This window comes from Bradyrhizobium sp. USDA 4503 (assembly GCF_054055815.1).
Genome location: NZ_JBSRXS010000001.1, coordinates 2,796,716 through 2,810,579 on the forward strand (window position 1 = coordinate 2,796,716; position 13,864 = coordinate 2,810,579).

The window sequence follows — 13,864 nt, forward strand, 5'->3', positions numbered from 1 at the left end:
CGCGTGGTCTACCGATCAGTCCGCTTTCCGGACGCCGCTGCCGACGCCGTAAGCGCCTCGAAATTGTGCTGTCAATACTGCTCGATCTGTTCGACCAGCGTGGCCGGCAGGGGAACGTAGTTGAGCAATTGAGCCTGCGGCTTGCCGCTCTGCAACGACCAGCGCAGGAAGTCGATCGCGGTTGCCGACCCGTCGGGCGATTTCGGCTGCTTGTGCATCAGGACGAAGGTCGTTGCCGTGATCGGGTATGCGTCCTCGCCGGGAGCGTTGGTGAGGACCAGGTTGAAGTCCTGCGTCGTCGTCCAGTCCGCACTCGACGCCGCAGCCTGGAACGATGCGGCGTCCGGAGTGACGAAATTGCCGGCACTGTTCTGCACCAGGCCGAAGGAAATCCGGTCAAGCCGTTGCAGCGCGTAGGCGTATTCGAGATAGCCGATCGACCCGGGAATCAGGCCGACGAGCGAGGCGACGCCATCGTTGCCCTTGCTGCCGAGCCCGACCGGCCACTCGACCGACGAGCCCTCTCCGACGCTTGCCTTCCACCGCGCACTGACCTTCGCAAGATAGTTCGACCAATTGAACGTCGTCCCCGATCCATCGAGGCGATGCACGACGGTGATCGCCGTGCGCGGCAGCTTCAGATCGGGATTGACCGCCTGAATGGCCGGATTGTTCCACGATTTGACCTTGCCGAGATAGATATCGGCGAGCAGCTGTCCGGTGAACTGGATCTGGCCGGGCTTGACGCCCGCGATGTTGACCACCGGCACGACGCCTCCGATCACGATAGGGAATTGCACCATGCCGAGCCTGTCCAGCTCCTTCGGATCGAGCGGCATATCGCTCGTCCCGAAATCGACGGCGGCCTTCTTGATCAGGCCGACGCCGATGCTCGAGCCCACCGATTGATAGCTGACGGTGTTGCCGGTCTTCGCCTTGTAGGCATCGATCCATTTCGCCATCACCGGCGACACGAAGGTTGAGCCGGCGCCCCTGGTCTCCGCAGCGAAGCATTGCGTTGCGACGACGCGCAGTGAAAATGATCGGTAATCTGAAATGCTTCGTCATGGTGCTGAGGCTAGCAGGACGAGCCAGACGCCCGTGTGGGCCAAGTCACAAAACGGTAGTATACGCCGGAGGCGTCGGGACGCCTCCAGCCTCAGTCGCTCAGACGCGCCCGCACCAATTCCTCCAAGCGGGATATCGGCGTAAATTCAATACCCTAGCCTTGCATCGCGCCGCCGCGCTAGATTGCTGCTTCGCGCGCCAATGCGCGAAGGGAGCCAAATCAAGGTGCCGAAGAGCACAGCGAAAACGGGCGGCGTGACGGCTCCCGCGAAAGTGCCCACCTCGTCCACGTCGGCGCCGGGCGCGCGCGGCTGGCGCGATTATGCGCTGCTGCTGGCGCTGGCGTGCTGCTGGAGCTCGACCTACCCGCTCACCAAGATCGGGCTCGGCTCGATCCCGCCGGTCACCTTCATTTCCGCGCGCTCGCTGGTGGCCGCCGCCTTCCTGCTCATCGTGCTGCGCATTCGCGGCATCCGCATCCCGACCGACCTCAAGGCCTGGAAGCTGTTCGCCTTCCAGCAGACCATCAACTCCACGATCCCGTTTTTGGTGATCACCTGGGCGCAGCTTTACGTGCCGGCATCCAACACCGTGGTGCTGGCCTCGACGACGCCGATCTTCGCCTTCCTCATCACCTGGGCGATCACGCGACACGAGCCGGCCTCTCTGCTCAAGCTGGTCGGCGCGATCCTCGGCCTCGCCGGCACGGTCGCGATCATCGGCCTCGACGCACTCTCAGGCTTCGGCAAGGAGATCTTCGCCGAGATCGCGATCCTGCTCGCCACCGTCTCGTTCGCCTGCGCCACGATCTTCGGGCTTCGGCTGTCGGACTATGATCCGATGGTCGTGGCGGCCGGCTCGCTGTTGTTCGGCGGCACCGTGCTGCTGCCGGTCGCCCTGATCGTCGACCATCCCTGGACCCTGCACCCGACGCCGCAGGCGCTGGTCGCCACCGTCGTGATGGGCATCTTCTCCAGCGCGTTCGGCCTGATGCTGTTCTACATGTGCCTGACGCGGCTCGGCACGCTGACGACGAATGCGCAAGGTTATCTTCGCATTCCGATCGGCGTCGCGCTGTCGGTGATCCTGCTCGGGGAATCCGTGCCGTCGAATCTCGCGCTCGGCCTCGTGCTGGTCATGGCCGGCGTCGCCGCGATGACGGTGCCGGGCGAAGCAGTCAAACGGTGGCTGCGCAGGCTTTAGCTGCTGCTCATCGAATCTGACAGACCCGCTATTTGCGGTCGCCTATCTCGCTTCACAGCGCGCTTTGCGCTCCTCTTCGGCGCGCTTCGCACGCTCCGATCTCGCCTGCTTTTCCTCCGCCGAAAGCACCTCCTCGATGACCTTCGTCCCTTGTGCGGGTCCATCGTAAGCATCAGCGAATCCGGCGAGCGGCACGGTCAGGCTGATCGGCGAATTGGCCTTATCGAAGGCTTCCAGAGTGAGCGCATGCGCTTGCTTGAGCTGATCGACCATTTCCGGTCCGGCGTCGTAGTCAGCCGTGCAACCGTAGGCAAAGCAGCCCGCGTAGGGCCGCTCAATCGCTTGTCCCTGATCGATAATGATCCGAACACCACGTTCGACTATCACCCGGGTCGGCAAGAAAACGCGCAACGTCTTCCTGGAATCTCCGGTGCGCGCGATCAGCGCGGCTGCCACGACTGCCCCGCAGTCTATGTTCTCTATCTTCGATCGCCCCTCTCGCCCGACAATGCAGGTGTCGGCTATGCAGAACTTCGTCCAGGGGGGATAAGTCAACGTAGCCTGTTCGCCGGCTACTGGGCCGGCAACCAGCCAAGCAAGCGCAATGCCGGCGCAGCAACGCAAGATCACACGGCGCATGGCCGCTTTCCCCGATCAGACCTGAACTCAGGCTCGTCGCGGACTGTGTCCGCATCAGGGCGTTGCACGCCGCGGAAATGCTACTTCTTGTCGTCCTTCGCAACGTCGCGGGTCACGAGTTGCTGCAGCACCTCGGCGCGCGAGTTCATTGGCGTCGGGTACGACCGTCGACAGGTCGACGAACCGCTTCTTCACCGCTTCGCTCGCACTCGGGCGCAGCATGCGGGCGACGATGCTGGACCCCGGCTTATTGCACGCTGACCAGCGTGAGGTCGACGAACCACGATTGGGGCGACACAAAACCCTTCACCTTCGGACTCATCGCGCGAGGGTTCAGATCGTGGACAATATAGAGCCAGGGCGGATCGTCGACGAGGCGCTCATGCGCCTTGCGGTAAGCCGCCGAGATCACTTTCGGATCGGTCGCTTCCGAAATCGTCTTGAGTGCGGCTTCGAACTCGTCGTCCTTCCATTGCTCGAAATTGAAACCGTTCGGTGAAAAATTGGCGGCCAGGAAATAGCGCGCCATCACGCCGGCGTCCGACGAAGGCGAGCTGATATTGAGCGCCATGGCGCCGCGCAAAGTTGGGCTGTCGGGCGTGGCCCGGGCCGCCGTCAGGAGCACCTGCCACTCGATGACGTCGAATTCCACATCGACCCCGCAGGCTTCCTTCAGGTTCTGCTGGAGGAATTCGTTCATCGGCAGGGGCAGCATCTGCCCCGAGCCTGAATTCGAGATCAGCACCTTGAACGCCAATGGCTTCGCCGACGTGTAACCCGCCTCGGCAAGCAGCGCCTTGCCCTTGGTCGGATCGAACTTGTAGTGATTGACCGGCGCGCCGAAATCGGGATCGCTGGCCTTGAGCCAGCCGACCGACGGCTCTGCGGTCCCGTTGAGCAGGGACACCAGCCCGTCCCGATCGATGCAGTAGTTCAGGGCCTGGCGAACCCTGACGTCCTTGAACGGGCTGTTGGCGGCGCCGATGTTGTAGAACCACGGCCAGACATGCGGATAGGAGCCGGTGGTAATGGTGAAGCCGGCGGATTTCAGCGAGTCGACGCCATCGGCCGGCGGCACTTCGATCCAGTCGACCTGGCCGGCACGCAAGGCGGCCAGCCGCGAATTGGCCTCGGGGATCGGCAGCAACACGACATTGTCGACCTTCGCTGTCTTGCTCGTGTCCCAATACTTGTCCCAACGCGCCAGATCTGCCTCTTGCCGCGGCACAATCCTGCTAATGCGGAACGGCCCGGTGCCGGCAGCCGGCAACGTCGCGACCTTGGCCCAGTCGCGGCCGGCCTTTTCGAATGAGGCGGGCGAGGTGAACAGAAGATAGACCGCCATATAGGGAAAATAGGATGCCGGCTTCGTCGTCGAGATCGCCACCGTTGCGTCATCGATCTTCCGGTAACTGCCCATCACCGGGACCCGCGCCCGCGACATCGCCGAACTCGGCGGCTCAAATTGCGGGCTCTCGCTGTTGAAGTAGCGATCGAGATTCCAGATCACGGCATCGGCATTGAAATCGGTACCATCGTGGAATTTGACGCCCTGGCGCAGATGGAAAATCCAGGTCTTGTTGTCGACGGGGTCCTGTTCCCATTTCTCCGCGAGTCCGGGACGCAAAGTCGCCAAGCGGTCGGTTCCGCTCAGATTCCACAGCACCAAACCTTCAAAGATCGGATAACCGAGAAAGCGCATGCCTTCGAAGCCGTTATTCGGCAGCCCGGTGGCCGTCGGGATATCGGACGCCGTCATGGCGATGCGCAACGTGGTCTCGGCCATCGCCCAATGCGACCACAGCAGCGCGCATAGGAACGCAATCGTGCAGTGAGCCTTGCGAATGAGCATGATGCGCTCCCGTCCTGATCGATCGGGAGATCACCAGCAAATTTCAGGCCAGTCTGGCGAGCGGCTGACGCAAGGCTCGCCGCCTCGGCGACCGCGTCGAAGGCAGAGCCAACGCAGCGACGATGACCCTCTACTTCTTATCGTCCGCCAGCAGCGTGCGGTATTTCGCGACGTCGCGGGTCACGAGCTGCTGCAGCGCCTCGGGCGCGAGCTCATTGGCGTCGGGGGCGACGGTCGACAGGTCGGCGAAGCGCTTCTTCACCGCCTCGCTCGCAACCGCGGTGCGCGCGGCGGCGTTGAGCTTGGCGATGATCTCGGGCGGTGTGCCCTTCGGCGCGAACAGGCCGTTCCAGCCCTGCGCCTCGAACTCGGGCAGTCCGGCCTCGGCCGAGGTCGGCAGTTCCGGCAACGACGCAAGCCGTACCGTCGAGCCGACCACGACCGCTTTCACCAACTTGTCGTCGATCGCCTGCGACACCGAGGCCGCGGCATCGCAGACGCCGTCGATCTGACTGCCGATCGCGTCCGTCAGCGCAAGCGCCGCGCCGCGATAGCCGACCAGCTGCACGTCGATGCCGGCGGCATGAACAAAACTCTTGCAGATTAGGTAATTCGAGGAGCCCACGCCGGCATGGCCGAGATTGACCTTGCCCGGATTCTTCCTGGCGTAGTCGATGAATTCCTTGAGGTCCTTGGCCGGAAAATCCTTGCGCAGCGCGACGATGCCGAAGGTCTTGGCGACCACGGCAATCGGCGCGAAGGAGTCAGGCGTAAACGGCAGCTTCGGATAGATCGTGTAGGTCGCGGCGTTGGTGCCGGCATTGCCGATCGCGATGGTGTAGCCGTCCGGCTCGGCGCGCGCAGCGCGGGCGAGTGCGGTCGAACCGCCGGCGCCGCCGACATTCTCGATGATGATGCTCTGGCCGAGCGCCGTGCCCATCTGGTCGGCGACCGCGCGGGCGATGACGTCGGAGGTGCCGCCGGCCGTGAACGGCACGATCATCGTGATCGGACGCTTCGCGAAGTCCTGGGCGTAGGCCGACGTCGCAAGCAGAAGCGCTGCAGCCGCGGCAACGCACCACCGCCGCATTTTATTCTGACGCGTTTTCTTCACGCGAACCGGTCCCCACTTCGCTCGAAAACGCTATGGTGATTACGCCGCCTTTTCGAACTGCTGGACCAAGCCTGCGAACAGGCCGCGGCCGTCGGTGCAGCCCATGATCTCTTCGACGTGGTTTTCCGGATGCGGCATCATGCCGAGCACGTTGCCGCGCTCATTGACGATGCCGGCGATCGAATGCGCGGCGCCGTTCAGATTGGAGGCCTCGTCGACCACGCCCTCCGGCGAGCAGTAGCGGTACAGCACCCGCCCGTCACCTTCGAGCCGCTTCAGCGTCTCTTCGTCCGCCTCGTAATTGCCTTCGCCGTGAGCCACCGGCACGCGGATCACCTGGCCGGCATTGTAGCCGCGGGTGAACGGCGTGTCGGAACGCTCGACGCGCATATGCACGTCGCGGCAGATGAACTTCAGCCCGGCATTGCGCATCAGCACGCCCGGCAACAGGCCGGACTCGCAGAGGATCTGGAAGCCGTTGCAGACGCCGAGCACGAGCCCGCCCTTGGCGGCAAAGTCGCGCACCGCGTCCATCACCGGCGCGCGCGCCGCGATCGCGCCGCAGCGCAGGTAATCGCCATAGGAGAAGCCGCCCGGCACGACCACGAGGTCGGTGCCTTTGGGCAGCGCGGTCTCGGCATGCCAGACCATCGCGGTCTCATTGCCGGATGCGAGCTTGAGCGCGCGCGCCATGTCGCGCTCGCGGTTGATGCCGGGGAAGACGAGGACGGCTGATTTCATGGAGTTGGTACTTCGTTCAATTCGAGACGTGTCTCTATGCGGTCAAGACGCCCTTCGTGGCGAACCAGCGTCGCGTGAATACCGGAAATCTCCTGGAACACGCCGGTAAATTCCTGGCGGATACCATTCTGAGACGTTCGCGATGCCTGCATTTCCTGCTTCAACTCATCGATCTTGCCGTCGACCTGAGCCAAACGCGCCTGGACCGATTTCATCATTTCGAACATCAGCTCCATCGTCACGTCGGCCATTTGCTCGCCCCTTACGCCTTCAGTTCGATGGCATAATTCTCGATCACGGTATTCGCCAACAACTTGTCGGCGGCGGCCTTCAGCGCCGCTTCCGCCTTGGTCTTGTCGGTCGCGGCGAGCTCGATGTCGAACACCTTGCCCTGGCGAACGCTGGCGACGCCGTCGACGCCGAGCGATTTCAGCGCACCCTCGATCGCCTTGCCCTGCGGATCGAGGATGCCCGACTTCAATGTCACAGTCACACGTGCCTTCACGGTCGTCCCTTCAGCTTAGCTCTTCACCAGCACCGGGCCGCTACCGGCCGGCCGCTCGTTCTCAATCAGAATGCCGAGCCGCTTGGCGACCTCAGTGTAGGCCTCGAGCAGGCCACCCAGATCCCTGCGGAAACGGTCCTTGTCGAGCTTCTCGTTCGACTTGATGTCCCACAGCCGGCAGGAGTCCGGCGAGATCTCGTCGGCGACGATGATCCGCATCATCTCGTTCTCGAACAGCCGTCCGCACTCCATCTTGAAGTCGACGAGGCGGATGCCGATGCCGAGGAAGAGACCGGTCAGGAAGTCGTTGACGCGGATGGCCAGCGCCATGATGTCGTCGATCTCCTGCGGCGTCGCCCAGCCGAAGGCGGTGATGTGCTCTTCCGACACCATGGGGTCGTTGAGCTGGTCGTTCTTGTAATAGAACTCGATGATCGAGCGCGGCAGCTGGGTGCCCTCCTCGATCCCGAGCCGCTGCGACAGCGAGCCGGCGGCGACGTTCCGCACCACCACCTCGAGCGGCACGATCTCGACCTCGCGAATCAGCTGCTCGCGCATGTTGAGGCGGCGGATGAAGTGCGTCGGCACCCCGATGTCGTTGAGGTGCTGAAACAGGTACTCCGAAATCCGGTTGTTGAGGACGCCCTTGCCCTCGATCACCTGGTGTTTCTTGGCGTTGAACGCGGTCGCGTCGTCCTTGAAGTGCTGGATCAGGGTTCCCGGCTCGGGGCCTTCGTAAAGCACCTTGGCCTTGCCTTCATAAATACGCCGTCGACGGCTCATTGGGATGTACCGTGTTTTGTTGAAATCCATGGATTTGGGTGCTCCGGATGACTTGGGGTTACGACCCACGACGGAGCTGCCGCGGAGGCCTGGAACCTGGGCAATCCAACTGGAAACAGAACAAGAACCATGCCTGTTGGCAACCTATCCGATTGGCCCATCCAGCACAATCGATAGTGCCCCCTTGAGGGCACTTATACCGCCCTATCATAAAGGGCCGATTCCGCCAGTTTTGCCTGCGGCTTAACGGCTCGTTGTCTTGCCGATTCCTCCCACCTATCTAGGCAGGCACAGGGGCTGCCGCAACGCGCGGCGGTCCTCATTCAGCAAGGGAATTGGAACTTCAGCCATGAGCGAATTCAACAAGCGCGAGGAAGGTTTCGAGAAGAAGTTCGCCCTCGACGAGGAGCAGAAGTTCAAGGCTGAAGCCCGCCGGAACAAGCTGCTCGGCCTGTGGGCGGCCGAGAAGCTCGGCATCACGGGCGATGCCGCCAGCGCCTATGCCAAGGAAGTGGTCGCCGCCGACTTCGAGGAAGCCGGCGACAATGACGTGCTGCACAAGGTTCTGAAGGACCTCACGGCCAAGGGGCAACCCGCCACCGAGCGCGATATCCGCGCAAAGATGGATGAACTGCTGGCGGTGGCCGCGGCGCAGGTCAAGGCGGGAAGCTGAGTTCCCGGGACATCCTACCAAGTCGACTTTTACGCGCGCCGGACGCCATTCCGGCGCGACGTGTTTGTGCCCCTCGTCTTGGTGAAGTCGGCACGGAGGATGTCGAGCAGACGGCGTGAGGCGGCGCTAAGGAAGCCGCCATGCCGCGTCACGGCGACGACCTCGTGACTTGCGGCGAGATCGCCGACGCGGATCGTCGCGATCCTCGAGCTACCCAATTCCTCCGCCGCATTGCTTTGTGACAGCAGCGCGATCCCGAGCCCGGCCTCGACCAGCCGCTTCTGCGCCGTCAGGCTGTCGACCGGCGTCCAGGCGACCTCGCCGAGCCCGTGCGTCAGGAACAGGGCGAAGACGTGCGAGGCGGTGATTTCGCGGCGTCCCGGCACCTCCGGGAAGGCGATCCACCGCTCATCCCTGAGATCGGCAAGCTTGCCGACCCGGCGTCCCGCCAGCGGATGGTCCGGCGCGCAGACCACCCCGAGCGGCTCGGCAAACAGCACCTCGCAATCGAGGTCGCGCGAGCGGTCGCGGTCGTAACGCAACCCGATCGTCGCCTCGCCGCGCCGGATCAGGTCGCTGACCTCGGCGCTGGTCGCGGTGCGCAGCGTCAGCGCAACGTCCGGATGCCGGCGGGCAAAGCGCTTCAATACGTTCGAGAGCCGCTCGCCGGCGAGGGTACCGGTCACCGCCAGCGCCACCGGGCCGGAATTGTCGCGCAGCAGCGCGCGCACCGCGTTCTCGGCATCCTGTGCCGCCGCCACCGCCCGTTCGGCATAGGGCACCATCACCCGCCCGGCATCGCTCAGCCGCGTCTTGCCCGCGATCCGCTCGAACAGGGGCACCCCGAGCTCCTGCTCGAGCAGCGCTATGCGCCGCGAAATCGCCGGCTGCGAGCGGTGCAGCGCCTTGGCGGCATGCGAAATCCCGCCGCGCCGATGCACCACCAGGAACGTGTTGAGCGCGTCGCTGTCCATCGCTCTTCCCATGCAAAAAGCTGATGATATTGAGAGAAATAACAAATTTGTCTGATGGGCGAAACCGCCCTATCGCTGCTTTCAGTCGCTTTTGACAACAGCAGGAGTTCACATGCGCACCCAGGCGGACAAGGCAGCACGGTTTCGCGAGCTGCATCAGCGGCCCGGCTCCTTCATCATTCCAAATCCGTGGGACGCCGGAACGACGAAGCTGCTCGCATCCATGGGCTTCGAGGCGCTCGCAACCACCAGCCTCGGGCTCGCCAATACGCTCGGCCGTTCGACGGTCAGCCTCGATGAGATCATCGAGAATTGCCGGGTGATCGCCGAGGCCACCGACCTGCCCGTCAATGCCGATCTGGAAAAATGCGGCGCCGACATGCCGAAGCTCGCGGCCGAGGCGATCCGCTTCGCCGCCGAGGCCGGCGCGGTCGGCGGCTCGATCGAGGACTCGACCGGCGACCCGCAGCGCCCGATCTACGATTTCACGCTCGCCGTGGAGCGGGTCCAGGCCGCGGTCGAGGCCGCACGGGCGCTGCCCTTCCCGTTCACGCTGACGGCGCGGGCGGAAAACTTCCTGCACGGCCGCAAGGACCTCGACGACACCATCAAGCGGCTACAGGCGTTCGAAGCCGCCGGCGCCGACGTGCTGTATTCGCCGGGCCTCTACGATCTCGCCACCATCAAGACGGTGGTGTCATCGATCAACAAGCCGTTCAACCTCGTGATGGGCTTTGCCGATCCGACCCTGACCGTCGAGCAACTCGCCGCCGCCGGCGTCAAGCGCATCAGCGTCGGCGGCGCGATGCAGCGCCACGCGCTGGCTGCGTTCCTGCGCTGTGCCCGCGAGATGAAGGACAACGGCGCATTCAGCTTCGTCCGCGACATGGCGCCGGTGAAGGAGGTCCGGGCGGCGTTCGCCGCAGCGAAAGGCGAATAGGAAGCAGCGAATAGCCAATCGGAAAGCATCCATTCGCTATTCGCGCTTCTCTCATCTCCTCGAAATCCGTCTTCCGACAAGTCGCCACTCACGTCGCGGCGTGCCTTGCGCGGCCGCGATTCTCAGTCTGCGCACGACATATATGGTCTCCTCCTCCAGGGTGAGTGAACAGCTTCACACAACCATCGGTGAATCGGACGTAGAACACGACGGGCGCAGGCGTACGATCAGTTCATTCCAATCGATCCTGCGCACGTCGATCCAATCTACACCGATGATCAGAGGCGGCGTCTCGTCGCCATGGGGGATTTCCAAAATGAAGAGCTGGTTGTTTTCCCTGCACAAGGGCGTTGGAAACAGTCCGCAATTTTTTACGAACGTCTTCAACGGCGAGGCCTGGAGCGGCGATGTCCCGATGCCGGGGAACACCTGGATCAGCAACACGCCGGCAGCCGTCGTCTTCAACACCAACCTGTATGTGTTCTATCCGATCAACCAGTCCCTCTATTACAGGGTCTATGACGGCGAGCTGTGGACGGCGGCAGCCCAGGTGCCCAACATGGCCGGCGTCGGCGGCGGAGTGGCGGCCGCCGTGTATGACGGCCTGATCTATCTGCTGTACTCGAATCCCGGCCAGTCCGACCTGATGTACAAGACCTACGACGGCACCAGCTTCGGACCCGAGATCAACACATCCGGAACCAACCATCTCATCTCCGTCGCCTACCAGAACGTCGACACCCCGGCCGCGGTCGTGCGCGGCGACACGCTCTACGTGTTCGGCCGCGGGCCCGGCTATAGCGAACCCGGCAACATGAACCGCTTCTGGTACGCGACCTTCGACCGCAGCACCTGGCGAAGCAATCCGGTTGCCGGCACGGAAGGCCTCAGCAACGGTCCGGGCGCGGCTTCCTACAAGGACTGGATCTACCTGTTCTTCAACGACCCCACGGGCCTCTTCTTCTTCAAGCGGTTCGACGGCATTGGCAGCTGGGGAGCCGACCGCCAGGTCCCCGACACGCCGGGCAATTTCGGCAATGCCGCGCCGGTCGTGTTCAACGACACATTGTACGTCCTGCACCAGGGGCCCAACGGCCAGTTCCTGTACAAGACGACCGACGGCGAGGACAACTGGACCAGCGACACGGCCGTGCCGAACACGGCCGGCCTGAGCTGCGGACCCGCCGCAGTGACCTTCTCGCTCTGACGCGGGGCGAAGCATGCCTGCGCCGCCCCGGATTGCCCGAGGCGGCGCCTTCCTGAATCTGGTATGCTGGCGCCAGCACCGCAAGCCCGGCCGAGCGTTACCAGACCTGACGATTCATCGCAGGTCGCGGCTTGCAGCCAGCCTCAGGCAATGCCAAGAGAGCGGGATGTCCCAAGATCACATTTCCAACGTCCTCGCCGAACGTTACGCTTCGCCCGCCATGCGCGCCATCTGGAGTGGCGAAGGCAAGGTCCGCCTCGAACGCGACTACTGGATCGCCGTGCTGAAGGCCCAGCGCGATCTCGGCATCGCGGTGCCGGATGGCGTGATCGAAAGCTACGAGCGCGTCAAGGACCAGATCAACCTGGCCTCCATCATGAAGCGGGAGCGCGTCACCCGCCACGACGTCAAGGCGCGCATCGAGGAGTTCTGCGAGCTCGCCGGTCACGAGCACCTGCACAAGGGCATGACCAGCCGCGACCTCACCGAGAACGTCGAGCAATTGCAGGTCTACCGCGCGCTGCAGCTCATCGAGACCAAGAGCATCGCCGCACTCATTCGCTTTGCCACGCGCGCGAAGCAATTGCGCGACATCCCGTTCACCGCGCGCACCCATAACGTGGCCGCGCAGGTCACGACGCTCGGCAAGCGCATCGCCATGTCCGGCGAGGAGATGCTGCTGGCGCATCAGAGCCTGGTCAATGTGCTGCAGACCTATCCCGCCCGCGGCCTGAAGGGCGCGGTCGGCACCCGTCTCGATCAGATCACCCTGTTCAACGGAGATGCCGGCAAGGCGCGCGCGCTCGAGCAGCGCGTCCTCGTTCACCTCGGCCTGCCGAAGGCCCTCGATGCCGTCGGCCAGGTCTATCCGCGCAGCCTCGACTTCCGTGCGGTCAGCGTGCTCACCGAGCTCGCCAGCGGGCCCGGCAATTTCGCCAAGACCATCCGCCTGATGGCAGGCCACGAACTCGCCAGCGAAGGTTTTGCCAAGGGCCAGGTCGGCTCCTCCGCGATGCCGCACAAGATGAACAGCCGCTCCTGCGAGCGCATCAACGGCCTGCATGTGATCCTGAAGGGCTATCTCGCGATGGCCGCAGGCCTTGCCGGCGATCAGTGGAACGAAGGCGACGTCTCCTGCTCGGTCGTCCGCCGCGTCATGCTGCCCGATGCCTTCCTCGCCGTGGATGGCCTGCTCGAAACCCTGCTCACGGTGCTCGACCAGATGGAGGTGTTCGAAGCCGTCGTCGAGACCGAGCTCAACCGCTATCTGCCCTTCCTGCTGACCACCACGGTGATGATGGAAGCGGTCAAGAAGGGCGCGGGCCGCGAAGGCGCTCACGAGGCGATCAAGGAGCATGCCGTCGCGGCCATCGGCGACCTGCGCACCGGCAAGATCGTGCAGAACGATCTGCTGCAGCGCCTCGCCGCCGACAAGCGTCTTGGCTTGAGCGCAGCCGAGTTGCAGCACGTGCTCGACCAGGGTCGCGCCAACTCCGGCGACGCCGGCGCCCAGGTCGATTTCTTCGCCGAGCAGGTCGAGGCTCTGGCCAAGGCCAAGCCTGAGGCGGCGCGCTACAACCCGGGCACGATCCTGTAGCGAATGGTGAGGTGCGAGTAGCGAATGGGCAGGAATCCATTCGCTACTCGCCATTCGCCCCCTCGCCTTACTCTTCCTTGAAGCCGTATTCCGGCACGTTGCCGCTGGCGCCGTAATATTTGTACGGCAGGAACTTGCCGCTCATGGTGATCTTGACGCGGTCGCCCTTCGGATTGGCGACGCGCTCCAGCGCCATGTCGAAGTCGATCGCCGACATGATGCCGTCGCCGAATTCTTCTTCGATCAGCGCCTTCCAGGCCGGGCCGTTGACCATCACCATCTCGTAGAAGCGGTAGATCAGCGGATCGGTCGGCGGCATCGGCGTGCCGGTGCCGCGCATCGGCACCTCGTTGAGCATCGCGATCTCGGCCTTCGACAGCCCAAACAATTCTCCGGCATTCGCCGCCTGCGGCTTCGTCAGTTTCATCTGGCCAAGGATCGCGCCCGTGATCAGCACGTCGGAATAGCCGCCGATCTTCTCGCAGATGTATTTCCAGCTCCAGCCCTTCTCGCGCTTGATGTCGAGCAGCTTCTCGGTGAGATCTTCGCGGTTCATCAGGTTTCCTCC

General features: G+C 63.7%; 15 protein-coding genes. 5 read left to right on the top strand and 10 right to left on the bottom strand.

What is annotated here, in order from left to right; genetic code table 11:
- Window positions 1-71: 71 nt before the first annotated feature.
- Entirely contained in the window at window positions 72-1,058 is a 987-nt protein-coding gene (gene pstS / locus ACVMIH_RS13720; protein WP_456866478.1) for a phosphate ABC transporter substrate-binding protein PstS, read from the bottom strand.
- A 235-nt stretch (window positions 1,059-1,293) separates the two neighbouring features.
- On the opposite strand from pstS, the gene ACVMIH_RS13725 reads away from it, so the two are divergent.
- Entirely contained in the window at window positions 1,294-2,271 is a 978-nt protein-coding gene (locus ACVMIH_RS13725) for a DMT family transporter (RefSeq protein WP_057018461.1), read from the top strand.
- Window positions 2,272-2,313: 42 nt separating this feature from the next.
- Here ACVMIH_RS13725 and ACVMIH_RS13730 read toward each other — a convergent pair whose 3' ends face one another.
- The 7 genes from ACVMIH_RS13730 to purC all read right to left on the bottom strand — a co-directional run bounded on the left by ACVMIH_RS13730 (window position 2,314) and on the right by purC (window position 7,905).
- Window positions 2,314-2,910 carry an invasion associated locus B family protein gene (locus ACVMIH_RS13730; RefSeq protein WP_456862176.1) on the bottom strand — a complete coding sequence of 199 codons (597 nt, stop codon included), beginning with the start codon at window positions 2,908-2,910 and terminating at the stop codon, window positions 2,314-2,316.
- A 247-nt stretch (window positions 2,911-3,157) separates the two neighbouring features.
- A complete protein-coding gene (locus ACVMIH_RS13735; RefSeq protein WP_456862178.1) occupies window positions 3,158-4,762 on the bottom strand; it encodes an ABC transporter substrate-binding protein in 1,605 nt (534 codons plus the stop codon).
- A gap of 130 nt (window positions 4,763-4,892) precedes the next feature.
- Window positions 4,893-5,852: a tripartite tricarboxylate transporter substrate-binding protein gene (locus tag ACVMIH_RS13740; protein WP_057018389.1), complete on the bottom strand. Its 960-nt coding sequence runs from the start codon at window positions 5,850-5,852 to the stop codon at window positions 4,893-4,895.
- Window positions 5,853-5,915: 63 nt separating this feature from the next.
- Window positions 5,916-6,617, bottom strand: coding sequence for a phosphoribosylformylglycinamidine synthase subunit PurQ (gene purQ, locus ACVMIH_RS13745; RefSeq protein ID WP_057018388.1), 702 nt, complete (start codon window positions 6,615-6,617; stop codon window positions 5,916-5,918).
- Window positions 6,614-6,868 (bottom strand): hypothetical protein, encoded by a 255-nt coding sequence (locus tag ACVMIH_RS13750; protein ID WP_456862179.1) that lies wholly within the window; start codon window positions 6,866-6,868, stop codon window positions 6,614-6,616. The genes purQ and ACVMIH_RS13750 overlap by 4 nt, the downstream gene beginning before the upstream one ends.
- A gap of 11 nt (window positions 6,869-6,879) precedes the next feature.
- Entirely contained in the window at window positions 6,880-7,122 is a 243-nt protein-coding gene (purS, locus tag ACVMIH_RS13755; RefSeq protein ID WP_092088518.1) for a phosphoribosylformylglycinamidine synthase subunit PurS, read from the bottom strand.
- Window positions 7,123-7,137: 15 nt separating this feature from the next.
- Window positions 7,138-7,905: a phosphoribosylaminoimidazolesuccinocarboxamide synthase gene (purC, locus tag ACVMIH_RS13760; RefSeq protein WP_016843454.1), complete on the bottom strand. Its 768-nt coding sequence runs from the start codon at window positions 7,903-7,905 to the stop codon at window positions 7,138-7,140.
- A 349-nt stretch (window positions 7,906-8,254) separates the two neighbouring features.
- On the opposite strand from purC, the gene ACVMIH_RS13765 reads away from it, so the two are divergent.
- Window positions 8,255-8,578, top strand: coding sequence for a DUF1476 domain-containing protein (locus ACVMIH_RS13765; protein WP_050387668.1), 324 nt, complete (start codon window positions 8,255-8,257; stop codon window positions 8,576-8,578).
- 29 nt (window positions 8,579-8,607) lie between these two features.
- On the opposite strand, the gene ACVMIH_RS13770 is transcribed toward ACVMIH_RS13765, so the two are convergent.
- On the bottom strand, window positions 8,608-9,552 hold the full coding sequence (locus ACVMIH_RS13770; protein WP_057018384.1) for a LysR family transcriptional regulator: 945 nt from the start codon (window positions 9,550-9,552) through the stop codon (window positions 8,608-8,610).
- A 112-nt stretch (window positions 9,553-9,664) separates the two neighbouring features.
- Between ACVMIH_RS13770 and ACVMIH_RS13775 the strand changes: the two genes are divergently transcribed.
- From ACVMIH_RS13775 to purB, 3 genes are all read left to right on the top strand, one after another.
- A complete protein-coding gene (locus tag ACVMIH_RS13775) occupies window positions 9,665-10,492 on the top strand; it encodes an isocitrate lyase/PEP mutase family protein (protein WP_456862181.1) in 828 nt (275 codons plus the stop codon).
- 316 nt (window positions 10,493-10,808) lie between these two features.
- Window positions 10,809-11,699: a hypothetical protein gene (locus tag ACVMIH_RS13780; protein ID WP_225647254.1), complete on the top strand. Its 891-nt coding sequence runs from the start codon at window positions 10,809-10,811 to the stop codon at window positions 11,697-11,699.
- Window positions 11,700-11,865: 166 nt separating this feature from the next.
- On the top strand, window positions 11,866-13,296 hold the full coding sequence (purB, locus tag ACVMIH_RS13785; RefSeq protein WP_456862183.1) for an adenylosuccinate lyase: 1,431 nt from the start codon (window positions 11,866-11,868) through the stop codon (window positions 13,294-13,296).
- Window positions 13,297-13,363: 67 nt separating this feature from the next.
- Here the strand turns inward: purB and cynS are convergent, their stop codons facing one another.
- Window positions 13,364-13,852, bottom strand: coding sequence for a cyanase (gene cynS, locus ACVMIH_RS13790; RefSeq protein WP_456785330.1), 489 nt, complete (start codon window positions 13,850-13,852; stop codon window positions 13,364-13,366).
- Window positions 13,853-13,864: the final 12 nt, after the last annotated feature.